Here is a 21,242-nt window from a genome sequence, read left to right on the forward strand (position 1 = left end):
CTTGAGGCCATTCGCGTTGTACCGGCGTCCGCCGGGCGTTACTGTCTCGACCCGATACCGCCTCTGCGGACAAGAACGGAAATTCAGTTTCGGAGACGGGATCTGTGGGCGTCGATGCACGGCTGAAGCGGCTGGATACCGAAATCGTCGCGCGTGCGTTGGCCGCTACGAATGTCGGAACCTGGGAATGGCGCATCGCCGACGATGTCGTGCGCTGCGACTCGGTCGCCGCGACGATGCTGGGCATTCCTCGGGACGCCACCGGGCGCGGCACCACCTACGCGCTGTTCTTCGAGCGGATCCATCCGGAAGACCGGCCGCGCATCGCGTCGATCGTGAAGAATCTTCAGCGGCACGGCGGCCTGTACGTCGCCCAGTACCGCACCGTGCTCGCCCCCGACGACGTGCGCTGGGTGCTGGCGCGCGGTCGCTTCGTCATGGGGCCGGACGGGCTGGTGAGCGAGGCGCGCGGCATCGTCATCGACGTAACCGAGAGCAGCCGTGACGGCTTCCTCGACGAGGCCACCTTCTGCGCGATCGACTCTCCCGGGGGTGGGATCGATCGGGTGGCCGAATTGGCGCTGGCGCTGTTCACGGCGGCAGAGGGCCTGTCGGGCGTGGATTTTGAGCGCCTGAAGCCGCTGATGGACGGGCTGCTGCACGAGATCGGCCGCCAGCTGGTCGGAACGACCGCGGTCCCGGCCTCCGACAGCGTGCATTGAGGCGCCGCGCCTGCGACGCCTTGCCTTGCGGTGGCGAATCCTGATATGGCGGCGCCATCCCGCGATGCGTGTGCCGTGATCGCTGGACGCGATCGCCGCGTCCCGCCTCGTGACCACGTTCCCGATCCCCCGTGAATGGACGGCCCCACCCGGGCTCGAGAAACCGATGAAGATCCGTAATTCCCTCAAGTCCCTGCGCGGCCGTCACCGCGACAACCAGCTCGTGCGCCGCAAGGGCCGGGTCTACGTGATCAACAAGACCCAGAAGCGCTTCAAGGCCCGCCAGGGCTGAAGCCTGCGCCCGGCTTCGGTCGGGTAGATCATCACGAAAGCAGCCGCGCCCGTCCGGGTTGCGGCTGCTTTCGCGTGCGCGGCACCGCGGCACGTTGACGAGGGCCGCACCCGCGCACACTCTGGCGGGATGACGTCGACCCGCCTCCTCGCCGCCCTGGTCTGCCTGCCGGTCCTCGTGACGGTCGCCGCCGCGGCGCCGGATGCCGGACGATCCGGCCGCACGGCGCCCGAGGCGAAGCCGGCACCGAAGCCCGTGAGCCTCGACGACTTGTTCGCCCGCCTGCGCGCCAGCGAGGATCCGGCGCAGGCGAAGGGCATCGCCAAGTTAATCGAGCGCCGCCTTGACGCCTCGGGCAGCCCGACCGCCGACCTGCTCACCGACCGCGCCCGGCAAGCCATCGCGGCCCACGACTTTCCCCTGGCGGCCGAGCTGATGGATCGGGTCACCGCTCTGGAGCCGAACTGGTCCGAGGGCTGGAACCGGCGCGCCACGGTGTTCTGGCTCCTGACCGACAAGGACGACGCCATCGCCGACCTGCGCCGCGCCCTGGTGCTGGAGCCGCGTCACTTCGAGGCGTGGGCCGCGATGGGGCGGATCTACGAATCCCTCGATGACAAGGCCCGGGCATTGGCGGCGTTCCGCCGGGCCAAGGCGCTCTATCCGAAGATGGAGAAGATCGGCGAGGCGGTCGACCGCCTGGCCCCGGAGGTTGACGGCCGCGACCTGTGAGCCGGGTGGCCGCACTTCTCATCACGATCCTCTCCCTTCCCTTCGCGCTTTTGGGTCTGGTCCTCGCGCTCGGCGCGGTGGCGAGCCTCGTGATCGCCCTACGGGTCGGTGCGGAAAATCCGCCGGCCGGACCCTTTGTCGAGGTGGCCGGCGGACGCCTGGCGACCATCCAGGCCGGACCCGCCGACGGTCCTCCGGTGATCCTGCTGCACGGAGCCTCGGCCAACGCCTCCGACCCGATGGAGGGCATCGGTCGCAGGCTCGCCGAGAAGGGCTTCCACGTCATCGCCTTCGACCGGCCGGGCTTCGGCTGGAGCGACCGCATCGACGGGAGTGAGGCCGCCGCGCCGGCCGTCCAGGCACGGATCATCGCGGAGGCGCTGGAAAAGATGGGCGTCGGTCCGGCTTTGGTGTTCGGCCATTCCTGGGCCGGTGCGCTGGCCCTGGCGCTCGCCCTCGACCATCCGGAGCGGGTCTCCGGCCTCGTCCTCGCGGCCCCTGTCGCCATGCCGATGCCGGCGCGGATGCTGGTGCTGCCGTGGTACTGGCGGCTCGCGCTCAAGCCGCCCGTGGCCTGGCTGCTGAGCCGCACCATCGGGCCGCCGCTCGCCCAATATTATCTCCCCGAGACGGCCAAGCGGGTGTTCCAGCCCCAACCGGAGGTCCCCGGCTACGCGGAGACGGTTCGCGCATCCCTGGTGCTGCGGCCCGGAACGCTGCTCGCCAACGTGCAGGATCTCGTCGGCCTGCCGGCCGCCCTGGCGGCGCAGAGCCCGCGCTACGGCGACCTGCGCGTCCCGACCCTGGTGATCTCCGGCGCGGCGGATCCGATCGTCCGCAGCGAGACCCAGGCGACCCCCTTGGCGAAGGCGATCCCCGGGGCGCGGCTCGTGCTGCTGCCGGGAATCGGTCACATGATCCATTTCGTGGCGGCCGACCGTCTCACCGCGGAGATCGTCCGGTTCACCGCCGAGCGGCGCGAGGCCGCCCCTTTCCTGAAGGACTAGTCCTCACGCCTTCTCGGCGTGCTCCCGCGTGATGAAGGTGAGCCGCACGAGGTTCGTGGCCCCGGGCGTCCCGAAGGGCAGGCCGGCGACAACGATCACCCGGTCGCCCACCGCGGCGAATTTCTCACGGACCGCGAATTTGGCGGCGCGGAACGACATGTCGTCCACGTCGCTGGCATCCTTGGTGACGATCGGGTGCGTGCCCCAGGCGAGCGCCAGGCGGCGGGCGGTCTCGCGCCTCGGCGTCAGCGCGATCACCGTGGCGTTCGGGCGCTCGCGCGACAGGCGCAGGGCGGTCGAGCCGGAATTCGTCCAGGCCATGATCGCGTCGAGGTTCAGGGCGTCGACCATCTGGTGCGCGGCGGCTGCGATGGCGTCGGCGGCGGTCTCGTCCGGGGTCGCACTCTGCGCCCGGATGATCGACCAGTAGACCGCATCGCGCTCCACCTGCTCGGCGATGCGGTTCATGGTCTCCACGGCACCGACCGGGAAGGCGCCCGACGCGCTCTCGGCCGAGAGCATCACGGCGTCCGCGCCCTCGTAGACGGCGGTGGCCACGTCCGAGACCTCGGCGCGGGTCGGGACCGGCGCCGTGATCATCGATTCGAGCATCTGGGTCGCCACCACCACGGGCTTGCCGAAGCGGCGGGCGCTGCGGGTGATCCGCTTCTGCACGCCGGGGACTTGCTCCAGCGGCATCTCCACGCCGAGATCGCCGCGGGCAACCATCAACCCGTCCGAAATCTCGATGATCTCGTCGAGCCGGGTCAGGGCCTGCGGCTTCTCGATCTTGGCCATCACCAGGGCGCGGCCGGCGCAGACCTTCTTCACCTCGGCCACGTCCTCGGGCCGCTGCACGAAGGAGACGGCGATCCAGTCGGCCCCAGCATTGAGGCCGGCATCGAGGTCGGCCCGGTCCTTCTCGGTCATCGCCGGCACCGGGATCACCGTGTGGGGCAGCGACACGCCCTTGCGGTTCGAGATCTTTCCGCCGACCTCGACGCGGGTCACGGCCCGGTTCTCCGAGGTCTCCAGAACGGTCAGCCGCAGCTTGCCGTCATCCAGCAGGATCGCGTGGCCGGCCTCCAGGGCCTCCAGGATCTCCGGATGCGGCAGGTGGCAGCGGCTAGCATCGCCCGGGGTCGGGTCGCCGTCGAGTACGAAGGTCGCGCCGGTCTCGATCATCACGGCGCCCTCCGCGAAGGTGCCGAGCCGGAGCTTCGGCCCCTGCAGATCGACCAGGATGCCGATCGGGTGCTTGGCCTCGCGCTCGATCGCCCGGATCACCTCGACCTTTTCGGGCAGTTTTTCGCGGGGGAGATGGCTCATGTTGAGCCGGAACACGTCCACGCCCGCCCGGAACAGGCGTTCGATCATCTCCGGCGAGTCCGAGGCCGGCCCGAGGGTGGCGACGATCTTGGTGCGGCGCGAGCGTTTCAAGCGTGATCCTCCGTGTGGTCTGCCGCGTCCGCGCGAGTTTGTCCCCGGCGGCGTCGGTTCAATTCGTTGGGTGCGGGTGTAGGCATCCTGTCCGGGGCAGCGTCAAGGGCGCCCCGGCAGCCTCACGGCTTGGCCGGCGCGTCCGCCCGGTTGGGATCGGTGAGCTGAATCGTCCAGCTCTTCTGCTCGCCGGTATCGACCTCGAAGAAGCCGTTCCGGTCGTAGCCGCGGGCGAGGCAATCCTCGACGCCGCGGATCGTGAACTCGGAGTCGCGAGTGCACATCAGCGAGCGGCCGCTCCACTCGCCGCCCCGCGTGTAGTCGACCGCGAACACGTAGTAGAACCGCGCCGCCAGCGCGCCCTTGAGCAAGGTCTCGCAGGCCTTCGGAGCCAGATCCCACCAGCCTTCCGTGACCCAGCCCTGCGGGTCCCGGTAGCCCAGCGAGATGCCGACCTTGCTGGCGGTCTGGTTGCACAGGCGCAGGTCGGCCTTGGCGGGGCCGGTGCCGAGAAGCGCGACGCCGACCCCCAGGACCACCGAAAGCATGAGCGGCGACGCGGCTCCGCTCCTAGAAAAACTACCCGACGAGGATGATGCGGCAATCGTTGACATTGGTACGCGTCGGACCGGGGTTCACGAGGTCGCCAAGGGCCGCGAAGAACGCGGTCGAGTCGTTCTGCGCCAGCATCGCGGCCGGGTCGAGGCCGGCGGCGCGGGCGCGTTCCAGGGTGGTCGGGTCGACCAGGCCGCCGGCCGGGTCGGTGGCGAGGCCGCGCCCGCCATCGGTGCCGTCGGTGTCGGCGCTGATCCCGAAGATGCCGGGCTCGCCGTCGAGCGCCACGGCCAGCGCCAGGGCGTATTCCTGGTTCGGCCCGCCATGGCCCTCGCCCCGGATGGTCACGGTGAGCTCGCCCCCCGAGATCAGCGCGACGCGCTGGCCGGCGGCCTTGTAGCGCTTGGCCTCGCTGGCATGCACGGCGGCGATTTCCCGTGCCTCGCCTTCGAGGTCGGCGCCCAGCATGATCGGCTCGTAGCCCGCCTCCCGGGCTGCCGCGGCGGCAGCCTCCAGGGCGTCGATCGGCCGGGCGATGATCCGGTACTCGGCCCGGGCGAAGGCGGGATCGCCGGCCTTCGGGGTCTCGTTGTTCGGGTCGTTCAGCAGACGAATCGCCGTCTCCGGCAGAGGGATACCCCGGCGCTCGCAGATCGCGCGGGCATCCGCCAGGGTCGAGGGATCGGGCACGGTCGGGCCCGAGGCGATCACCGCCGGATCATCGAAGGGCACGTCGGAGATCGCGAGCGTCAGGATCCGACGGGCGTTGCGGGCGGCGACGGCGAGCCGGCCGCCCTTGATCCGCGAGATGTGCTTGCGGACCGTGTTGATCTCGCCGATCGGCGCGCCGGAGCGCAGCATCGCCCGGGTGATCGCCTGCTTCTCGGCGAGCGTCAGATCCCCGGCCGGGGCGATCCAGTTGGCCGAGCCGCCGCCCGAGAGCAGGACCAGCACCTCGTCGTCCGGGCCCGCCTCGGTGGCGAGCCGCAGGGCTTCCTGGGTGGCGGCGATGCCGGCTTCGTCGGGGACCGGATGGCCGGCCTCCACCATGTGGATGCCCGGCGCGTCCTGGCCGTAACCGTGGCGGGCCACCGCGAGGCCGACGATCCGGTCGTCGCCGAGCCCGTGCTGCTGCCGGTAGAACCGGCTCGCCACCGCGCTCATGCTGCCCGCCGCCTTGCCGGCCGCCAGGATGATCAGGCGGCCCGGGCTCGGCGCCGGCAGGTGTGCGGGCAGGCACAGGTCCGGATGGGCGGCGCGGATGCCGGCATACAGCAGGGTCTCGAGGAGCGCGCGCTGTTGCAGGATGGCGGGATCGGCGATGGGCGGGACGGTCTCGGGCATGGCGTCGGACGGGCTCCTCACTGTGATTTGCGCGTGCGATCCCCGCCCATTCGTTGGTAGGCGGCGGGCCCGTTTCTTGCCGTGAGCGCACGTTCTTTGGTAGGCATCGTGCCTTGTCACGTGATCTGCCCGAGCCGCCGCCTCACGGCAAGCGCGATCGGCAGCCTCACGCACATCCAACCCTCGGAGCCCCGTGACCCGTCCGGAGAGAGAAGCGCGCGCCCCGGCCCCGCACCCGTGCGAAATCATCCCGGGTGATCCCGCCTGCGGCCTCGTCATCGCGTGCGACCACGCGTCGAACTTCGTGCCCGCGGATATCGAGCTCGGCGTGCCGGAATCCGAGTTCGGCCGCCACATCGCCTACGATATCGGCGCGGCGGCGGTGACCCGGGGGCTCGCGGCCCGGCTGAACGTGCCGGCGATCCTGACGAACTTTTCGCGCCTGATCATCGACCCGAACCGCGGCCGGTCCGACCCGACCCTGGTGATGCGCCTGTCCGATGGCGCCGTGGTGCCGGGCAACGCTAAGATCGACGAGGCCGGCAAGCAGGCCCGGATCGCCCGCTTCTACGCGCCATTCGACGCCGCGATCGACGAAGCGGCCGCGGCCGCTCAGGCTGCCGGACGCCCCCCGGCGATCCTGACCATGCACAGCTTCACGCCCTACTGGCGCGGCATCGCCCGGCCCTGGCAGGTCGGCATCCTGTACGATCGGGACGCCCGCCTCGCCCGCCCGTTGATTGAGGCCTTGGAGGCCGATCCGGCCGGGCTTACGGTGGGCGACAACCAGCCCTATGGCGGCGGCCTGCCGGGCGACACGATCGACCGCCACGCGACCGCCCGCGGCCTGCCCAACGCCCTGGTGGAGATCCGGCAAGACCTCATCGCCGGCGAGGCCGGCCAGGAGGAATGGGCCGAGCGCTTCGCCCGCATCCTGCGCCCGCTGATCGCCGCTTGATCGGGACGCGCCGGATCCCGAGATCCGTGTCGACGGCCCTCACTGGAAAGCGTTTCCCACGATGCCCGAGATCGACCCGCAGACCCAGACCGAACTCGAAGCCGCGGTGTTCCGCCGGCTCGTGTCGCATCTGCGCAACCGCACCGACGTGCAGAACATCGACCTGATGAATCTGGCGGGCTTCTGCCGGAACTGCTTGTCGAACTGGCTTAAGGATGCCGCCGACGAGAAGGGCGTGCCGCTCACCAAGGACGAGAGCCGCAAGGCCGTCTACGGGATGCCCTACAGCGACTGGAAGGCGAAGCACCAGACAGAGGCGAGCCCCGAGCAACAAGCCGGATTTTCGGCCTCCCAGGCCAAGGATCACTGACCGGGCGGGAGGGGCCGCGAGAATCGGCTAAGCTTCCGGTAAGTTCGGCCCGTTAACCACCGGTCCAGGGCGCACCCGCGCCGCGCATCCCGGAGAGCCCCATGAACGCCCATTCGATGCCCACCGCGACAGCCCAGCGGCCCGGCGGCGACGTCTCGTCGTCCGAAGGCGTGGCCGCCGACGAGCTGAAGCAGTTCATCGAGCGCCTGGAGCGCCTCGAAGAGGAGAAGGCCGGCATCATGGGCGACATCAAGGAGGTGTTCGCCGAATTGAAGGGCCGTGGCTTCGACGCGAAGGCCGTGCGCACGATCATCCGCATCCGCAAGCAGGATCACAGCGAGCGCCAGGAGCAAGAGGCGATCCTCGAGCTCTACATGCAGGCCCTGGGCATGGCGTAGGACTTACGCTGCCGGGCGGGCATCAAGTTCGGCAGCCGGAACGAGATTGGAATTGAGCAGGGCCGTACCCCACCGGGTACGGCCCTTTGCTTATGGAGTGGGTGCCTCGATCGAAGGTCAGTGGCCGCCCGCGGCGTGCGTCTCCTCGATCAGGCCCAAGGTCCGGCCCGGATATCCGGCGGCGTCGAAATACCGGGTCTCGCCGACCGTCTGATAGTTCAGCACCGTCACGATGCCGGCGGCGTCCGGCTCCGAGCGACGGACATGCTTCTCGGCCGCGGGCCGGGCTCCGTTGAGCATCGCCTCCGTCAGGACCCGGCCGACCAGCTTGCCCTTGTTGGGGATGTCGAGATCGAGGATCCGGGCGATGGTCTTGCCGAGATCGGCGTTGCTTGCCGGGATGTCGCTCTCCAGGCCACCGCGGAAGCTCGGGCCGACCGCGCCCATGACGTTGCGGGTGTCGGAGCGGGCGAAGCTGCCATGCATGCCCTGGCCCTGCTGCAGGGTGGTGTCCGACACCTCGACGCCGCAGGTGGTGGGATCGGCGCAGCCGGTGGAGAAGCTGCGGAAGTTCACCACGATCGCTGGCATCGGGGTCAGGGCCGACCCGTCGAGGGCGATGGACGAGAGCGGCAGGGTCCCGGGGATCGCACCGAGCGCGTCGCTGACGAACAGGCCGCTGACGTAGTCCTGGCGGGACAGGGCCTCGACCACCTTCCGGGCCAGCGCCGTGTCGCTGTTCGGCACGTAGACGAGGTCCGAGCCGCCATTGGCCGCGACCACCACGTCGGGCTTCACCGGATCGGATCCGATCAGGCCGTTGGCCCGGCTCGGGAAGGTGCCGGCCTCCACCTTCGCGCCCTTGGCGTCCGGGTCGAACAGGGTCAGGCCGAGATCGTGCGCGAGATCGATGGCGAGGAAGCCCGGCGGCAGCTGCCTGGCCGGCACGCCCTTGTAGGAGTCCGAGGCGGCGTGGCTCGTGGCGCTCTCTTTCGAGATTGTCGAGAACCCGTGATCCGAGGTGAGCACCACGTCGGTGGTGTCGGCGAGCCCCTGCTCGCGCAGGGCCGCCAGGAGCGCGGCGAGGTTGTCGTCGGCGTTGCGGATGGCGGCGAGGCTCGTCGGCCCGTTGATGCCGGGCATCAGCCGCCCGAGACTGTCGCCGTGGTTGTGCTGCGTCCCGTCGGGATCGCGCGACCAGAACACCAGCACGAACGGCTTCTGCCGCGCCTTGAACAGCGGCAGCACCGCCTTGGTCGCGACGGAGGCGAAATAGGCCTGCTGCTCGACATTGGCCGCGACCGTGCCGGGCGTCTCGGCGGTGCCGGCCTGGCCGTTCGCGCCCCGGGTTGGCGCCTGATCCGGCAGGTTGACCTCCTTGAGCCGGGCGCGGAAAGCGTCGCCGAGCGGGATGCCGCCGGCCCGGCCGGTGCTGTCGTCGATGTGGATGTTGTACTGGCCGGTGCGCTCCGTGTGGTCGAAGACCAGGGACGGCCCGAGCTTGCCGATGCTGGCGGTGGAGAAGCCCTTGGCCCGGGCGGCCTTCAGGATCGTCTCCTCGTTGAGGTAGTTGCCCGCGAAGTGCTCGTCGACGTCGCCGAGCACCGGGTCGCTCTCGAGGAACGGGGTCAAGCTGTCGCCGGCGCCCGGCACCGGGAAGGCCGTGTAGATCGTATTCCCGAACTGGCCGGTATCGCCGAGCATGTGGCCGGTCGCCATGGCGGTGGCGTTCGGCATGGTGAAGGTCGGGAACATCGAGTGCGTGTTGGTGAAGCGCACGCCGGTCTTCATCAGCCGGTCCATGGTCGGTGCGTTCTGCGGGTTCACCATCCCGGCCCGAAGGCCGTCGGCCACGAACAGGATGACGTTGTGGGGCCGCGTCTCGGCGCGGGCGGCGCCTGACGCGCACAATCCGACGAGGCAGGCAACGATGACGCGACGCATAAAGAATCTCCGACCGATCCGGGGAGCGGCGTGGCCGGGGAAGATTACAATGCTGTGACAGGCGGGCATCGGGTGGCGCCGCCGGGTGTACGTCCTGGTGTCGGATCTGGATGCGCGCGACTGCTTGTCGAGACGATCAGCACCTGAGAAACCACAACGAACACAAAGAATAGGCTATCTTCTAGGTATTCGCAGACAAACAGATTACCGGAGACATTCTCGCATGTCTTGCCACCCGCACCGTCATTGCGAGCGCAGCGAAGCAACCCAGTGCGGCGCGCGATCCCCGGACGGAGCGTTTCCCTAGGTTGCTTCGCTGCGCTCGCAATGACGGTGGAGGCTGCTGCGCACGCTTCACCCGGCGACCGTAAAAACGAAAACGGCCGCGATCATCCGATCGCGGCCGCCTCACATCTCTATGCCGCTCTGTTACGCGGCCTTGGGCTTGGCGCGATTGAGCAGCTTGCGGTTCACCAGCACCTCGGCGATCTGCACCGTGTTGAGGGCGGCGCCCTTGCGCAGGTTGTCCGAGACACACCAGAAGTTCAGGCCATTCTCGATGGTCGCGTCCTCGCGGATGCGCGAGATGTAGGTGGCGTCCTCGCCGGCCGCCTCGTGCGGGGTGATGTAGCCGCCGTTCTCGCGCTTATCGACCACCAGCACGCCCGGCGCCGAGCGCAGGATCTCGGTGGCCCGTTCCGCCGAGAGCGGATGCTCGAACTCGACGTTCACCGCCTCCGCATGCCCGATGAAGACCGGCACGCGGACCGCGGTGGCGGTCAGCTTGATCTTCGGGTCGAGCATCTTCTTGGTCTCAGCGACCATCTTCCACTCTTCCTTCGTGTAGCCATCCTCCATGAATACGTCGATGTGGGGGATGACGTTGAAGGCGATGCGCTTGGTGAACTTGCCGCCTTCCTTGATCTCGCCGGCGGTGAACACGGCGCGGGTCTGGTTGAACAGCTCGTCCATCGCCTCCTTGCCGGCGCCGGAGACCGACTGGTAGGTCGAGACCACGACGCGCTTGATCGTGGCCGCCTCGTGCAGGGGCTTGAGGGCGACGACCAGCTGGGCGGTCGAGCAGTTCGGGTTGGCGATGATGTTGCGCTTGGTGAAGCCGACCACCGCGTCGGCATTCACCTCGGGCACGATCAGCGGCACGTCGGCGTCGTAGCGGAACGCCGACGAGTTATCGATCACCACGCAGCCCTGCTGGCCGATCCGGGGCGACCATTCCTTGGAGGTCTCGCCGCCCGCCGACATCAGGCAGATATCGGTGTCAGAGAAGTCGTAGGTGTCGAGGGCTTTGACCTTGAGCGTTTTGTCGCCGAAGGAGACTTCCTGACCCTGGCTGCGGCGCGAGGCCAGCGCCACGACCTCGTCGGCGGGGAAAGCCCGCTCGGCCAGGATATCCAGCATCTCACGGCCCACGTTGCCCGTGGCGCCTACGATGGCGACCTTGTAACCCATCTCTCGTCTCCGCGCGGAAAACCCCGACCGATCCGGGTGCCGCGCTCATGCCAGCAAACTCGGCCGAAGATCGTTCGCGCCGAAGGGGCGCCCGTTAAACGGGCGCGGCCGCGAACCCGCACGAGGTGGGGGCGACGGCCTCTGCGAGCAAGGCGCCGAAGGGCCGAGGCTGTCAAGGCCGGCGCCCACCGTCAAGGATCGATTCACCCTGTCGCGGGAATGCCGGGCATGACGCCCGGTTGGAGGGTGGTGCTCAACCCGGCGCGGTGATGATCGAGCGCGGCCGACATCAGCGGCCGCCCGCACGGGACATCATGCAGAGCGACCATCCGAGTGGAGCAGCGAACGCGGCGACCGGCGCACCGGAAGGGCGGCGCACCCTGTCGCTCGTCGGCCTCGGCCTGCGCCTCGTCGTCGCCTCGGCGATGATCGCCGCGCTCTGCCTCTACGCGCGGAAGCCGCCGGGCGTGCCGCAGCAGGCCGTTGCGGACCAGATCGCGACTCCGTTCGTGCCCACCACGCCGGCACCCAAGGCCCCCCTGGCGGCGACCCCTGTCCGGTTCGGGCTCGCCGAGCCCGGTCTCGATCCGGTTCGGGTCGCGGCTGCCCGGATCGACCCGGCCACGGGCCTGCGGGAAGACGCGCTGGCGCGCGGTGCTTTCGAGGCGATCGAGGCCCTGGCGCTCCGGGTGACCCTCGCCCGGGGCAATGCGGCCCGCCCGGCGCCCAGCCTCTTCATCCTGCTGGCCCGCCGGGCCGCCACCGACGGACCTGCCCTGGCCGTGATTCGCACCGGCCCGGGCGGCCGGATCGTTACGAAGTTCGGCGCGGTCGAGACCCTGGAGGTCACCCTCGGGGGTACCACGCGTCGGACCTGCACCGGATTCCTCAGCCGGGAATCCGCGTTTCAGCTCGACGGCTGGCTCTGCGCACCGCTCGGCCACCCCCCCGAGGCGCAGACCCTCGGCTGCATGATCGACGCCCTGAGCCTCGACGACCGGGCCGATCCCGACGCGACGGCGGCCTTCCTGGCGCCGCGGATGGACCGCGGCTGTTCAGTCACCACGGTCGCGGATGCCACCGAACCGACCGGTTCGATCGGTCGGCGGCGGGCGCACACGAAAAAATGAGGCCAGAATACGGCAAATCGCCGAAGCTCGGCCATTTTCGCGGAACCACAGCCTCGCTCAAGCGTCGTTCTATCAAAGGCGGCGAACTGTTAAGCTTCGGTCGCCATATTGGTGGCACTCACAGACAAGGTTGGCCATGCGCTCGCTTAAGATCGCTCTTCTCGGCGTCATCGCCGCCACCGGCTTCGGCGCCCTGGCATCCGCGCCGGCCCAGGCCCAGGACGGTTTCGGCCCGGGTCGCGTCTACAACGTCGGCCGCCCGCTCCCGATCCGCGTCCGTCCGCGCAGCTGGCTCGACGCCGGCAACGTGCCGCTGACCTCGAACGTCCCGGGCGCCGGCGGCTCGCGGAACCCTGCCCTGAACCCCTACCTGATTGCCGCCTCGAACCAGCTGACCCCGGTCTACGGCCGTAACGATCGCTTCGACAGCGGCACGCTGCCCGACCCGATCACCAACGGCCCGTTCATCGGTGCGCGCTCCTCGGCGATCCGCAACGTCGACCTGTCCTTCGTCGACCGGATCGACCCGACCTCGCCGCTCTACGGCCGCCCCTACTGAGCGAAACGCACAGTCTGGAATTTCGGGAAGCGCGGGCCTTCGGGGCCGCGCTTTTTGTTATTTTGGGGGATTTTCGCACTCGCCCCCTCATCCTGAAGTGTGAGCGAAGCGAGCCCCGAAGGAGCCCTCTAGCCAGACCCGCGATCCTTGGAGCCCTCTTCTGAAACCCAGGGATTTCCGATCGCTAGGCACCTCAGGACGAGGAGAGAGGTAAAGGCATCAAGATGATCGCCGCAGCCTGCATCGTCAGCGCGCGCTACTTGACCTGCACGCTGTCGACGACTTCGCGGAACTTGGCGAGCACGCCCGTGCGCTGATCCTCGCGGACGACGCCGAGGGCGCGCAGGTACCCGTCCGGATTGAACCGGATGGTCTGCGAGACGACCACGGAGACGTTGGTCGGCATATCGACCGCTCGGGCCACGATCTCGTGCCAGTCGACGCCGTTGGAGCGGTAGCTCTGGGCGCGCTCGATCACGAAATCCTTCATGGTCTGGTTGGACGCGAGGGCCGCCCGGGCGAAGCCGTCGCGCTGCTCGGCGGTCGGCGGCTGCTGGACCGCCTGGGCGAGCACCAGGATCGGCTGCTCCAGGTTCTGCATCTGGTCCTTCGGTCCCGCGGTGAGAAGGACGGAGTTGCCGGCCAGCACCCGCACCGGGCGGAAGCCCGCCATGTTGCCGATCCGGAACGGCAGCGCCTCGACCTGCTGGTCGAGGGTCAAGGGCGGCCGCAGGGTGACGCCGGTCACCAGCTTGCGCATCGTCTCTTCGGTCTCCGCATCCGGGAGCGCCTGGGCGATAATCAGGCCGGTGACGGTGGGCGTGCCGACCACCAGAATCCACTTGCGGATCGCGGGCGCGGAGGCGTTGGGATCGGCGGGCTGCTCGCCGGTGTAGAGCATGCCCTCGTTGTCGCCGACCTTGACCTCCTCGCGCTTCTCCACCGCAAAACCCTGGCTGAGCAGGTTGGCGTCGGTGAAGCCGCTGACCATCTCGGCGAAGGCGTTGGGCGGCAGCTCGACCACCGATACGGTGGCACCGCCCTCCTTGCGTTCGAAGCCGGAGAAGCGCCGCGACAGTGCCATGTCGGCGGGCGGCTCGAATCCGAAGCGGGAGCCCGGCGGATAGACCGGATCGGCGGCATGCGCCGCGGAGCCGAGCCCGGCCATCAGGACGGCCAGGGACAGAACCCGCCCGAAACGCAGCGTCAGGTTACGCACCAGCATCGGAAACCGGTTCTCCTCGGGCCAAGGCCCATGCGGCCTCGCCTTGTGCGATGGGTCCGACGGCCGGCTGCTGGTGTCAAGCGCTTGCGAGATCAGGAGATCGGGAGATCCGCCAGGTGGCACTTACGCCTCGGCGGCGCTGACCCGGCGCAGCGTCAGGTTGCAGCGGCCGCCGGCCGGCAGGAAGCCCGGCAACGGGTTCTCGGTGGGCAGGTCGTTCTCCGGGTAAAGGCGGTCGACCCCGTGGTGGATCAGGCGCGAGGCGCCGCCGATCACCAGGGCATCGCCGGGGAGGAGCCGCACCGAGCGGGTCGGGTCCGAGCGCCGCAGGCCGCCGTAGCGGAACAGGGCCACTGCGCCGAGCGACAGGGACACGACCGGGGCCGAAAAATCGGCCTCGTCGCGGTCCTGGTGCAAGCCCATCCGGGCGTCCGGGGCGTAGAGGTTGATCAGGCAGGCTTCCGGCGACGCCGGAAACGCCGCCAGCGCGTCCCAGGCTGCCAGGGCGGTCGGCGGGATCGCGGGCCACGGGTCATCGGTCTCGGGGTGGGTCGGCTGGTAGCGGTAGCCGCTCCGGTCGGAGATCCAGCCGAGCGGACCGGCATTCGACATCCGCACCGAGAACGGCTTTCCCGTGCGCGGCATGCACGGGGTGACGGGTGGCGCGGATGCGAGCACCGCGGCCACTTCGGCGGCAAGCCGGACGCGGGCAGTGGAATCCAGGAAGCCCGGATGGTGGATCAGCCCTGGCGCGAGTTCGGTCGCCAATCAGCGGCCCGCTTCGCCGTCGCGGGCCAGGATTTCCTTGGAGGCGACCGTGGTGTCGGCGGCGAGCCGGTAGACCAGCGGCACGCCGGTCTTGATCTCCAGGCCGGCGATCGTGTCGGCACCCAGATGGTCGAGCACCATCACCAGGGAGCGCAGCGAGTTGCCGTGGGCCGCCACCAGCACCCGCTGCCCGGCCATCACCCGGGGCAGGATCGTCTCGATGTAATAGGGCAGCACCCGGGCGGCGGTGTCCTTGAGGCTCTCGCCGCCGGGCGGCCGCACGTCGTAGGAGCGGCGCCAGAGATGGACCTGCTCCTCGCCCCATTGGGCGCGGGCGTCGTCCTTGTTGAGGCCGGCGAGGTCGCCGTAATCGCGCTCATTCAGCGCCTGCGACCGCACCGTTTCGAGATCCGCCAGACCCATCTCTTCCAGCATCAGCGCGCAGGTGCGCTGCGCCCGGACGAGTTCGGATGTGAAGGCGATATCGAACCCGTAGCCCGCCCGCTTCAGGGCTCGGCCGGCCGCACGCGCCTCGTCAATGCCGCGCTCGGTAAGGTCGGGATCGCGCCAGCCGGTGAACAGGTTCTTGAGGTTCCACTCGCTCTGGCCATGGCGAGCGAGGACGAGCAGGCGCTCCATCGGCAGATCGTATCCCTCGATGTTGGTCTAAAGCCCCAGCACGTCCGCCATGGAATAGAGCCCCGGCGGCTTCGGGTGCGCCCAGAGGGCGGCCTTGACGGCGCCGGCGGCGAACAGGCCGCGGTCGGCGGCATGGTGGCTGATGGTCAGGGTCTCGCCAGCCCCGGCGAAGATCACGCTGTGGTCGCCGACGACGGAGCCGCCCCGCAGAGTCGCGAAGCCGATATCGCCCGGCCGGCGCGCGCCGGTATGCCCGTCCCGGGTCGAGACCCGCACGTCCTTGAGGTCGACGCCGCGCCCCTCCGCGGCGGCCTCGCCGAGGAGCAAAGCGGTGCCGGAGGGCGCATCCACCTTCATGCGGTGGTGCATCTCGGCGATCTCGATGTCGAACTCGTCGCCCAGCGCCTTGGCGACCCGGCGCACCAGCTCCGCCATCAGGTTGATGCCGAGCGACATGTTGCCGGAGCGAACGATGCGCGCGTGGTAGGCGGCGGCCTGGAGCTTGGTGAGGTCATCGTCCGACAGGCCGGTGGTGCCGACCACGTGGACGATGCGGGCCTGGGCGGCCAGCTCGGCGAATTGCACGGTGGCGGCGGGGGCGGTGAAATCGAGCACGCCGTCCGCAGTGGCGAAGGCCTTCAGCGGGTCATCGGTCACCTTCACGTCGAGGGGCGGCAGGCCGGCCAGCACACCGGCATCCTGCCCCAGGACCGGCGAGCCCTCGCGCTCGATCGCCGCCGCGAGGGTGCAGCCCTCGGCCTCGGCCACCGCCCGCACCAGCATCCGCCCCATGCGCCCGTCCGCGCCGACCACCACGAGCCGCATTCACAGTTTCCTATGTCGTTCCGTCCCCGGCGAGCCTGGCCGAAGTCAGGCGCGCCATCAATGGGCCGGACCGTCTGTTGGGATTGTCCCGATCGCGGGCTTCCGCATCGTCTCGATGAGCCCGATGCGGAAGCCCGCTATAAGCTCAATCCTTCTCGGGGGCGATCGCTTCGAGGCCGCCGATATGCTTCTGCGCGTAGAGCGGCAGACCGATCTGCTTGATCAGCTCGAGCTGGGTCTCGAGGAAGTCGATATGGCCCTCCTCGTCCTCGGCGAGCTGCTCGAACAGGTTCTTCGACACGCGCTCGTTGATCGACTCGCAGTACTGCGCGGCTTCGAGATAGAGGCTGCGCGCGCCGTTCTCGGCGGCGAGGTCGCACTCGATGATCTCCTGCACATTCTGGCCGATTCGCAGCGGCTCCAGCTCCTGCAGGTTCGGGAAGCCGTCGAGGAATAGGATCCGGTCGATGAACCGGTCCGCGTGGTTCATCTCTTCGATCGATTCCTTGCGCCAGAACTTGGCGAGATCGATATAGCCCCAGTCATTGAGCATGCGGAAATGCAGCCAGTACTGACTGACCGCAGTCAGCTCGCTCTTCAGGCCGCGATTCAGGTACTCGATGACCTTGGTGTCGCCCTTCATGGCCCCCGTACTCCCAACAGCTATTCTGGCGGGGGGGTCGTGGCGTCACGCCGAAATCCCGTCCTCCGCAGTTTGGAATAAAACCAAACTGCAAGCGCTGGCGCAAGCCGTCGAGCATTCATGGCTGCCTTGATCGCCCACGGCTTCTCCCAGCGCGTTGCGCATGATCTCGCGGATCGTCCGGGCGCAGCGCCCGCATTTCGGGCTGCAACCGAGGCAGGCATAGACCTGCGCCGGGGTGCGGGGACAGCCCGGGCCGGGCGACAGGCAGCTGCGCACTGCGCCATCGGACAGGACGTTGCAAGAACAGACGATCATGCGCGCTGCAGAACCCGTCTTCCTCGGGCCCAACCCGACCGTGTCGAGCAAGGCATTGCGGACCCACCAGATTAGAATGAGTGAAAAGTAGAAGACTTTTCAAGGCCTTACTGGTTATCGGGGAGATGGCATCGCTCCGGCTCCGGGTCAAGGCGGCGCTAATCACAGGGACTCGATCGGATCGTTCACGTCCGATCACCCGGTTCAGCAGCTCGGTCTGCTTGGCTTCAGCGGGCGAGTTCGCGCAGCCCCAGCCGAATCAGCACCTTGGCCTCGGCACCCTCCTCCGCTCCCTTCAGGGCCGCCGCGATGGCGGCGGCGGCCTGCACCTGCGGATAGCCGAGATTGACCAGCGCCGAGATCGCGTCGGCCACCGGGCGCGGCGCGGCGCCCTCCTCCACGGCGCCGGTGAGCGCGATCAGGGCCGGGTCCACCGGTGCGAAGGCGGGCGCCTTGTCCTTCAGTTCGGCGGCGAGCCGCGCCGCCAGCCGCGGTCCGACGCCGGGTGCCCGGCTGATCGAGCCCTTGTCGCCCGTGGCGATGGCGGTCGCCAGGGCGTCGGGCTCCAGCACCGACAGGATCGCCAGCGCCACACGCGAGCCCACACCCTGCACGGTCTGGAGCAGGCGGAACCATTCCCGCTCCGCATCCGAGCGGAAGCCGTAGAGCCGGATCATGTCCTCGCGGACATAGGTCTCGATCGACAGCTCCGCCGCCTCGCCGACCTTGGGCATGCGCTGGAGCGTGCGCGCCGAGCAATGCGCGATGTAGCCGACGCCGGACACGTCGAGGATCACGAAATCCTCGCCGAACGAATCCACCACGCCCCTGAGCTTGCCGATCATTCTGTGCCCGTCCGCTGTCGGGGCGATGCCTATAGAAGCGCGGGCGCCTCCGCCAGACGCGCTTGAGCCCGGCGGCACTTCGTGAAATCAGGGGCGCCGCGGCGGCCAGGCTTGATGGGGATCGAAGTCGGCCGGACGAGCGGGGGAAACGACCATGCGCGCGCCCATACTCGCCCTGATCGGCCTCCTGTGCCTCGGCCCCGCCCGGGCGGCGGACGATCCGGCCGCGGCGGCACCGAGCAAGGATCCGACCCAGGTCCGGCCGGGCGCCTACGTCCTCGATCCGGATCACGGCAAGGTCACGTGGTCGGTGAGCCATCTCGGCTACTCGACCTATTACGGCCAGTTCACCGGCCTGACCGGCAAGCTCGACCTCGACCCGAAGGCGCCGGACAAGAGCCGCCTCGAGGTCAGCGTACCGCTCGGCGGCGTCATCACCGGCAGTGCCCGCCTGAACGAGCATCTGGCGGCACCGGACTTCTTCGACACAGCGAAGTTTCCGAGCGCCACCTTCACGGCCACCGCCGTCGAGCCGACGAGCCCGACCACCGCGCGGATCACCGGCGACCTGACCCTGCGCGGCGTCACCCGGCCGCTGGCGATCGACGCCACCTTCAACCAGGCCGGCATCCACCCGGTGGACCAGCGCTACACCGTGGGCTTCGACGGGCGCGCCGTGGTGAAGCGCTCGGATTTCGGCGTGAACGCCTACCTGCCGGCGCTGGGCGACGAGGTATCCCTGCGCATCGAGGGCGAGTTCAAGGCGGCTCCCTGAGCCACACGCACTAGGTGACGGAGCCCCCTGCCACCGTGTACGCAACCGCGGTTGCTGCATCGCACAGGAAGGATCGCCCGGCATGACCAAGCTCGTCATCGGCGGGGCCCAGATGGGTCCGATCCAGCGGGCCGACAGCCGTGCGCTCGTCATCGACCGGATGGTCGCGTTGCTGGAGCGCGCGGCGCAGGCTGGCGTCGAGATGCTGGTCTATCCGGAGCTGGCGCTGACCACCTTCTTCCCGCGCTGGTACATGACCGACCCGGCCGAGATTGATGCGTTCTTCGAGCGCGACATGCCGAACGCTGCGACGGCGCCCCTCTTCGCCAGGGCCCGGGAGCTGCGGATCGCGATCAGCTTCGGCTATGCTGAGCTGACGCCGGAGGGGCGCCGCTTCAACACTGCGATCCTCACCGACCGGGATGGCCGGATCGTCGGCAAGTATCGCAAGATCCACCTGCCGGGGCACAGCGAATACGACCCCGAGCGCAGCCACCAGCACCTCGAGAAGCGCTATTTCGAACCGGGGGATCTCGGCTTTCCGGTCTGGCGCAATGCGGACGTCGTCATGGGCATGGCGATCTGCAACGACCGGCGCTGGCCGGAGACCTACCGCTGCCTCGGCCTCCAGGGCGTCGAGCTGATCATGATCGGCTACAACACCCCCTCGGTGAACAGCCAGAAGGGTGCGGAGGGCCTGGAGAAGCGCCTGTTCCACTCGGACCTGTCGCTGCAGGCCGGCGCCTATCAGAACGCCACCTATGTCGTCGGTGTCGCCAAGGCGGGTCTCGAGGACGGCCATCCGCTGATAGGCGGCTCGATCATCGTCGACCCGGACGGCACGGTCATCGCCCGCGCCAAGACCGAGGGCGACGAGCTGATCGTGGCGCCCTGCGATTTCGCCGCCTGCGCCTTCGGCAAGACGACGATCTTCGATTTCGCCCGGCATCGCCGGCCCGAGCATTACGGGCGCATCACGGCGCAGGTCGGCGCCACCGTGGAGGTTTGAACGTTGCGCGGTGCTTGGCTGATCTGGACCCTGATGTTCGCCGGACCCGCTTGCGCGCAGACGCCCGCGCCGCCAGCCGCCTCGCCCCTCGACAATTATGCCGAGGCGGCGGCGACCACGATCATTGCCGAGCAGACCTGCCCGGGCATCCAGGTGAAGGCCGGGCAGCTGACGACGCTGCGGCTCGCCACCAAGGTCGCGGCAGCGCAGGAGGCGATCCTGCAGGAGAAGCTGCGGACCCGGGCCACGCAGGTCCGGCAGCAGCTCGCCGCCGACGGGCGGGAGGCTTGGTGCGCGCAGGCGCTGGCCGCGTTCGGCCCGCAAGGCAGCGTCGCCAAGGGCATCCTCGCCACCGGCGCGCCGATCCGCTGACCCTGTTCAGGATTGACACGGCGCCACCCCGCCCCTACTGACCCGGCATGGCGCGCGGCCTCCTCGACGAGGTCCGCGCGTTTCGCGTTGTCCGGGTCCGCCCGTGCAATGACTTCAAACAAGAAGCCGGTCCAGGGGCAGCCGCCCCGGAGGCCGTTCGAGAACACGAGAGCAACGATGTTCGCAGTCATCAAGACGGGCGGCAAGCAGTACCGCGTCGCCGCCAACGACACCATCACCATCGCCACCCTGCCGGGCGAGGCCGGTGAAACCGTGACCTTCGGTGAGGTCCTCCTGTTCGCCGACGGTGCGGGCGCGACGCAGGTCGGCGCGCCGACCCTGTCGGGCATCAGCGTCACGGGCGAGATCGTGAGCCACGGCCGCGACAAGAAGGTGATCGCCTTCAAGAAGCGCCGCCGCCAGAACTCGCGCCGCAAGCGCGGCCACCGCCAGCACCACACCGTGGTGCGCATCACCGGCATCTCCGCGTGATCGAGCGCGGGCCCCAGGCGAGGCCCGCGATCCGCGCGACCCACACGCATTCGGAGCAGATCCCATGGCACACAAGAAAGCAGGCGGCTCGTCCCGCAACGGCCGCGACTCGGAAGGCCGGCGCCTCGGCGTCAAGAAGTTCGGCTCGGAAGCCGTGATTCCGGGCAACATCATCGTGCGCCAGCGCGGCACCAAATGGCATCCCGGCAGCAATGTCGGCATGGGCAAGGACCACACGCTGTTCGCGCTGGTACCGGGCCATGTCCGCTTCGAGACGCGCCGCGGGCGCGCCTTCGTGGCCGTAACCCCGCTGGCCCAGGCCGCGGAATAACAGGCGGGCGCCCGAGCGGCGAAGCTGGCGTCCCGCCCGGTGTCCCACACCGGACCGGAGACGTCGATGCCGAGCCCCT

Annotated in this window: 26 protein-coding genes; 14 read left to right on the plus strand and 12 right to left on the minus strand. The window is 69.2% G+C overall.

Annotated features, from left to right (window positions below; translation table 11 throughout):
- Positions 1-104 precede the first annotated feature (104 nt).
- The 4 genes from BM228_RS10235 (at position 105) to BM228_RS10250 (ending at position 2,753) form a co-directional block, all read left to right on the plus strand.
- Complete coding sequence (locus BM228_RS10235; protein ID WP_092039608.1) at positions 105-722, plus strand: PAS domain-containing protein; 618 nt, start codon at positions 105-107, stop codon at positions 720-722.
- Positions 723-888: 166 nt separating this feature from the next.
- The gene (gene ykgO / locus BM228_RS10240) at positions 889-1,014 is read left to right on the plus strand and encodes a type B 50S ribosomal protein L36 (protein WP_003601867.1); all 126 of its coding nucleotides are present in this window, start codon (positions 889-891) and stop codon (positions 1,012-1,014) included.
- A gap of 129 nt (positions 1,015-1,143) precedes the next feature.
- The gene (locus BM228_RS10245) at positions 1,144-1,746 is read left to right on the plus strand and encodes a tetratricopeptide repeat protein (RefSeq protein WP_092039610.1); all 603 of its coding nucleotides are present in this window, start codon (positions 1,144-1,146) and stop codon (positions 1,744-1,746) included.
- Positions 1,743-2,753 carry an alpha/beta fold hydrolase gene (locus BM228_RS10250; RefSeq protein WP_092039612.1) on the plus strand — a complete coding sequence of 337 codons (1,011 nt, stop codon included), beginning with the start codon at positions 1,743-1,745 and terminating at the stop codon, positions 2,751-2,753. The genes BM228_RS10245 and BM228_RS10250 overlap by 4 nt, the downstream gene beginning before the upstream one ends.
- A 3-nt stretch (positions 2,754-2,756) precedes the next feature.
- On the opposite strand, the gene pyk is transcribed toward BM228_RS10250, so the two are convergent.
- The 3 genes from pyk to BM228_RS10265 all read right to left on the minus strand — a co-directional run bounded on the left by pyk (position 2,757) and on the right by BM228_RS10265 (position 6,092).
- Complete coding sequence (gene pyk / locus BM228_RS10255) at positions 2,757-4,193, minus strand: pyruvate kinase (protein ID WP_092039614.1); 1,437 nt, start codon at positions 4,191-4,193, stop codon at positions 2,757-2,759.
- A gap of 122 nt (positions 4,194-4,315) precedes the next feature.
- Positions 4,316-4,741 (minus strand): DUF1036 domain-containing protein, encoded by a 426-nt coding sequence (locus BM228_RS10260; RefSeq protein WP_092039616.1) that lies wholly within the window; start codon positions 4,739-4,741, stop codon positions 4,316-4,318.
- 31 nt (positions 4,742-4,772) lie between these two features.
- Positions 4,773-6,092 carry a glycerate kinase type-2 family protein gene (locus tag BM228_RS10265; RefSeq protein ID WP_092039618.1) on the minus strand — a complete coding sequence of 440 codons (1,320 nt, stop codon included), beginning with the start codon at positions 6,090-6,092 and terminating at the stop codon, positions 4,773-4,775.
- A 193-nt stretch (positions 6,093-6,285) separates the two neighbouring features.
- Here BM228_RS10265 and BM228_RS10270 point away from each other — a divergent pair, with 193 nt between their 5' ends.
- From BM228_RS10270 to BM228_RS10280, 3 genes are all read left to right on the plus strand, one after another.
- Positions 6,286-7,050, plus strand: a complete 765-nt coding sequence (locus BM228_RS10270; RefSeq protein ID WP_092039620.1) for an N-formylglutamate amidohydrolase — start codon at positions 6,286-6,288, stop codon at positions 7,048-7,050.
- A gap of 61 nt (positions 7,051-7,111) precedes the next feature.
- Complete coding sequence (locus tag BM228_RS10275) at positions 7,112-7,420, plus strand: DUF1244 domain-containing protein (RefSeq protein WP_092039622.1); 309 nt, start codon at positions 7,112-7,114, stop codon at positions 7,418-7,420.
- A gap of 101 nt (positions 7,421-7,521) precedes the next feature.
- Positions 7,522-7,818 carry a DUF2312 domain-containing protein gene (locus BM228_RS10280; protein WP_092039624.1) on the plus strand — a complete coding sequence of 99 codons (297 nt, stop codon included), beginning with the start codon at positions 7,522-7,524 and terminating at the stop codon, positions 7,816-7,818.
- Between the two features lie 117 nt (positions 7,819-7,935).
- On the opposite strand, the gene BM228_RS10285 is transcribed toward BM228_RS10280, so the two are convergent.
- Both BM228_RS10285 and BM228_RS10290 read right to left on the minus strand, forming a co-directional pair.
- Positions 7,936-9,762, minus strand: coding sequence for an alkaline phosphatase family protein (locus BM228_RS10285; protein WP_092039626.1), 1,827 nt, complete (start codon positions 9,760-9,762; stop codon positions 7,936-7,938).
- Positions 9,763-10,191: 429 nt separating this feature from the next.
- On the minus strand, positions 10,192-11,232 hold the full coding sequence (locus BM228_RS10290) for an aspartate-semialdehyde dehydrogenase (protein ID WP_092039628.1): 1,041 nt from the start codon (positions 11,230-11,232) through the stop codon (positions 10,192-10,194).
- A 314-nt stretch (positions 11,233-11,546) separates the two neighbouring features.
- Between BM228_RS10290 and BM228_RS10295 the strand changes: the two genes are divergently transcribed.
- Entirely contained in the window at positions 11,547-12,362 is an 816-nt protein-coding gene (locus tag BM228_RS10295) for a hypothetical protein (RefSeq protein ID WP_244537090.1), read from the plus strand.
- Between the two features lie 136 nt (positions 12,363-12,498).
- Entirely contained in the window at positions 12,499-12,921 is a 423-nt protein-coding gene (locus BM228_RS10300; RefSeq protein WP_092039630.1) for a hypothetical protein, read from the plus strand.
- Between the two features lie 256 nt (positions 12,922-13,177).
- On the opposite strand, the gene BM228_RS10305 is transcribed toward BM228_RS10300, so the two are convergent.
- The 7 genes from BM228_RS10305 to ruvA all read right to left on the minus strand — a co-directional run bounded on the left by BM228_RS10305 (position 13,178) and on the right by ruvA (position 18,184).
- Complete coding sequence (locus BM228_RS10305) at positions 13,178-14,146, minus strand: hypothetical protein (protein ID WP_092039632.1); 969 nt, start codon at positions 14,144-14,146, stop codon at positions 13,178-13,180.
- Positions 14,147-14,269: 123 nt separating this feature from the next.
- Positions 14,270-14,914 (minus strand): alpha-ketoglutarate-dependent dioxygenase AlkB, encoded by a 645-nt coding sequence (locus BM228_RS10310; RefSeq protein ID WP_092039633.1) that lies wholly within the window; start codon positions 14,912-14,914, stop codon positions 14,270-14,272.
- Complete coding sequence (locus tag BM228_RS10315) at positions 14,915-15,553, minus strand: 2,3-bisphosphoglycerate-dependent phosphoglycerate mutase (protein ID WP_092039635.1); 639 nt, start codon at positions 15,551-15,553, stop codon at positions 14,915-14,917.
- 27 nt (positions 15,554-15,580) lie between these two features.
- Positions 15,581-16,378, minus strand: coding sequence for a 4-hydroxy-tetrahydrodipicolinate reductase (gene dapB, locus BM228_RS10320; RefSeq protein WP_092039636.1), 798 nt, complete (start codon positions 16,376-16,378; stop codon positions 15,581-15,583).
- A gap of 145 nt (positions 16,379-16,523) precedes the next feature.
- On the minus strand, positions 16,524-17,021 hold the full coding sequence (bfr, locus tag BM228_RS10325; protein WP_092039638.1) for a bacterioferritin: 498 nt from the start codon (positions 17,019-17,021) through the stop codon (positions 16,524-16,526).
- Between the two features lie 45 nt (positions 17,022-17,066).
- Entirely contained in the window at positions 17,067-17,339 is a 273-nt protein-coding gene (locus BM228_RS35320) for a (2Fe-2S)-binding protein (RefSeq protein ID WP_092039640.1), read from the minus strand.
- A gap of 227 nt (positions 17,340-17,566) precedes the next feature.
- Positions 17,567-18,184: a Holliday junction branch migration protein RuvA gene (ruvA, locus tag BM228_RS10335; RefSeq protein ID WP_092039641.1), complete on the minus strand. Its 618-nt coding sequence runs from the start codon at positions 18,182-18,184 to the stop codon at positions 17,567-17,569.
- Between the two features lie 154 nt (positions 18,185-18,338).
- On the opposite strand from ruvA, the gene BM228_RS10340 reads away from it, so the two are divergent.
- From BM228_RS10340 to rpmA, 5 genes are all read left to right on the plus strand, one after another.
- Positions 18,339-18,959, plus strand: a complete 621-nt coding sequence (locus BM228_RS10340) for a YceI family protein (RefSeq protein ID WP_092039643.1) — start codon at positions 18,339-18,341, stop codon at positions 18,957-18,959.
- Positions 18,960-19,041: 82 nt separating this feature from the next.
- Entirely contained in the window at positions 19,042-19,968 is a 927-nt protein-coding gene (locus BM228_RS10345) for an N-carbamoyl-D-amino-acid hydrolase (RefSeq protein WP_092039645.1), read from the plus strand.
- 3 nt (positions 19,969-19,971) lie between these two features.
- Positions 19,972-20,340 (plus strand): hypothetical protein, encoded by a 369-nt coding sequence (locus BM228_RS10350; protein ID WP_092039647.1) that lies wholly within the window; start codon positions 19,972-19,974, stop codon positions 20,338-20,340.
- A 177-nt stretch (positions 20,341-20,517) separates the two neighbouring features.
- Entirely contained in the window at positions 20,518-20,832 is a 315-nt protein-coding gene (gene rplU, locus BM228_RS10355) for a 50S ribosomal protein L21 (RefSeq protein ID WP_007568206.1), read from the plus strand.
- A gap of 64 nt (positions 20,833-20,896) precedes the next feature.
- Entirely contained in the window at positions 20,897-21,163 is a 267-nt protein-coding gene (gene rpmA / locus BM228_RS10360; protein ID WP_007568208.1) for a 50S ribosomal protein L27, read from the plus strand.
- Positions 21,164-21,242 lie beyond the last annotated feature (79 nt).

The organism is Methylobacterium pseudosasicola (genome assembly GCF_900114535.1).
In the GTDB taxonomy this organism is placed as follows: Bacteria; Pseudomonadota; Alphaproteobacteria; order Rhizobiales; family Beijerinckiaceae; genus Methylobacterium; species Methylobacterium pseudosasicola.

What these genes read in the sequence shown, in the direction of transcription:
- ykgO (WP_003601867.1), top strand. Translation starts at nt 889, where the DNA reads ATGAAGATCCGTAATTCCCTCAAGTCCCTGCGCGGCCGTCACCGCGAC.
- BM228_RS10245 (WP_092039610.1), top strand. Translation starts at nt 1,144, where the DNA reads ATGACGTCGACCCGCCTCCTCGCCGCCCTGGTCTGCCTGCCGGTCCTC.
- BM228_RS10260 (WP_092039616.1), bottom strand. Translation starts at nt 4,741, where the DNA reads ATGCTTTCGGTGGTCCTGGGGGTCGGCGTCGCGCTTCTCGGCACCGGC.
- BM228_RS10265 (WP_092039618.1), bottom strand. Translation starts at nt 6,092, where the DNA reads ATGCCCGAGACCGTCCCGCCCATCGCCGATCCCGCCATCCTGCAACAG.
- BM228_RS10275 (WP_092039622.1), top strand. Translation starts at nt 7,112, where the DNA reads ATGCCCGAGATCGACCCGCAGACCCAGACCGAACTCGAAGCCGCGGTG.
- BM228_RS10280 (WP_092039624.1), top strand. Translation starts at nt 7,522, where the DNA reads ATGAACGCCCATTCGATGCCCACCGCGACAGCCCAGCGGCCCGGCGGC.
- BM228_RS10285 (WP_092039626.1), bottom strand. Translation starts at nt 9,762, where the DNA reads ATGCGTCGCGTCATCGTTGCCTGCCTCGTCGGATTGTGCGCGTCAGGC.
- BM228_RS10290 (WP_092039628.1), bottom strand. Translation starts at nt 11,232, where the DNA reads ATGGGTTACAAGGTCGCCATCGTAGGCGCCACGGGCAACGTGGGCCGT.
- BM228_RS10295 (WP_244537090.1), top strand. Translation starts at nt 11,547, where the DNA reads ATGCAGAGCGACCATCCGAGTGGAGCAGCGAACGCGGCGACCGGCGCA.
- BM228_RS10300 (WP_092039630.1), top strand. Translation starts at nt 12,499, where the DNA reads ATGCGCTCGCTTAAGATCGCTCTTCTCGGCGTCATCGCCGCCACCGGC.
- BM228_RS10305 (WP_092039632.1), bottom strand. Translation starts at nt 14,146, where the DNA reads ATGCTGGTGCGTAACCTGACGCTGCGTTTCGGGCGGGTTCTGTCCCTG.
- BM228_RS10315 (WP_092039635.1), bottom strand. Translation starts at nt 15,553, where the DNA reads ATGGAGCGCCTGCTCGTCCTCGCTCGCCATGGCCAGAGCGAGTGGAAC.
- dapB (WP_092039636.1), bottom strand. Translation starts at nt 16,378, where the DNA reads ATGCGGCTCGTGGTGGTCGGCGCGGACGGGCGCATGGGGCGGATGCTG.
- bfr (WP_092039638.1), bottom strand. Translation starts at nt 17,021, where the DNA reads ATGAAGGGCGACACCAAGGTCATCGAGTACCTGAATCGCGGCCTGAAG.
- BM228_RS35320 (WP_092039640.1), bottom strand. Translation starts at nt 17,339, where the DNA reads ATGATCGTCTGTTCTTGCAACGTCCTGTCCGATGGCGCAGTGCGCAGC.
- ruvA (WP_092039641.1), bottom strand. Translation starts at nt 18,184, where the DNA reads ATGATCGGCAAGCTCAGGGGCGTGGTGGATTCGTTCGGCGAGGATTTC.
- BM228_RS10340 (WP_092039643.1), top strand. Translation starts at nt 18,339, where the DNA reads ATGCGCGCGCCCATACTCGCCCTGATCGGCCTCCTGTGCCTCGGCCCC.
- BM228_RS10345 (WP_092039645.1), top strand. Translation starts at nt 19,042, where the DNA reads ATGACCAAGCTCGTCATCGGCGGGGCCCAGATGGGTCCGATCCAGCGG.
- rplU (WP_007568206.1), top strand. Translation starts at nt 20,518, where the DNA reads ATGTTCGCAGTCATCAAGACGGGCGGCAAGCAGTACCGCGTCGCCGCC.
- rpmA (WP_007568208.1), top strand. Translation starts at nt 20,897, where the DNA reads ATGGCACACAAGAAAGCAGGCGGCTCGTCCCGCAACGGCCGCGACTCG.